General features: G+C 57.8%; 1 protein-coding gene. It reads right to left on the reverse strand.

Annotated elements, in window-relative coordinates; all coding sequences use genetic code 11:
* On the reverse strand, positions 1-1,252 hold a 1,252-nt coding region (locus tag KGA96_RS29610; protein ID WP_223516095.1), incomplete at both ends, for an IS4 family transposase.

Below are 1,252 nucleotides of genomic sequence, written 5' to 3' on the forward strand. Positions count from 1 at the left end.
GCCGATGAGGCAGGACATAGTGCGGGGCTGAGGCATGAAGCTCGGCCAGGTACTTGGGGATGTTCCCGGAGCGGTCTGCCGAGACACTGTTGATAAACCCTAAAATCGCCCAGGTACACGCGCTAAAGCTCATTTCACACGGGTAAATACCTGGACAGTGACGACTCATTTCCACCATCTGATAGCGCAACAAGTTGTAGCCCAGCAACACACCCCACAGTTCCTGCTCGATCATCTCGGGTGTCTTGCTACGCAGCGTATAGCTACTGTTGAGCAGAGTCTGTTTCATCTCTCGAAACCCTAATTCGATCTCCCATCGCTGGCTGTACAGGTCGACAATTTCGTCGGGCGGGAAGCGCAGCGGGTCGGCCATTGACGTCAGAATCTGACAAACCTTGCCCTTGACGGTTTTGCTCAGGAGTCGCGCGGTCAGGCGCTCGGGTAGCCCCGGCCATTGTTTGCGGGCTTGCGGCGAAGTGCTTAACAAGACAACAGCATCCTGGCGCCCCAAACGCTGAACCACTTCGTACTGCGCGCCTTTTTTCAGTGGCATCAGCCAATGCCGCTCGGTGCCTGCTTGCTGCCACTGATGCAGCAAGCCCAAGGAGTAAAAGCCACGATCGAACAGCGTCAACGAGTGATCGGGCGTGTTTTCGATCAGTTGTTCCGCCAGTTTCATTTCGTTGCTGCGATAGCCGTCAAAAGCGCTGCCGATCAGCAAATGGCTGGTCAGCTCCATTTGGCAGACCATGCGTACCTGAGGAAAACCGGTATCGCCATGCTGGTTGCTGGCGGAGTCGTAACGTGCACGGTTTTCGGGTGTATCGGGCGTTCGCCAGACGACGCCGTCGACCCCCAGCAAACGCAACCCGGCCCAGGTCGGATGGCCGGCCGCTTCATGCCAGCTTTTCTGCGTCAGATCGAAGACCTGTCGTACCGCCTCGCTGCCCAATCGCTGACGGGCCTGGACTACGGCGCTGGGCGCGACCAGCGGGCGTTGCCCGGGCAGCATGATGTTCATGCGACTGACCACATCCCACGCCGACATGCGCCGGAAAAACGCCATGGAGATGACGCACCAAAGCATCATTTCCAAGGGTAAGCGCCGCTTGCGCAAGGTAGCGACACCGGCTTGTTCCAAGGCCTGTTCGACCAGCGATGGATCAAGCAACGAGTCCAATCCCTCGAGGGAATTGGGAGTCGAGACGAAGTTGTGGGTCAGTTCCAGTGCCCGAGCCAGACGCATAAAAAA

The sequence above is a fragment of the Pseudomonas sp. GL-R-26 genome, assembly GCF_019947365.1.
Taxonomy (GTDB): Bacteria; Pseudomonadota; Gammaproteobacteria; order Pseudomonadales; family Pseudomonadaceae; genus Aquipseudomonas.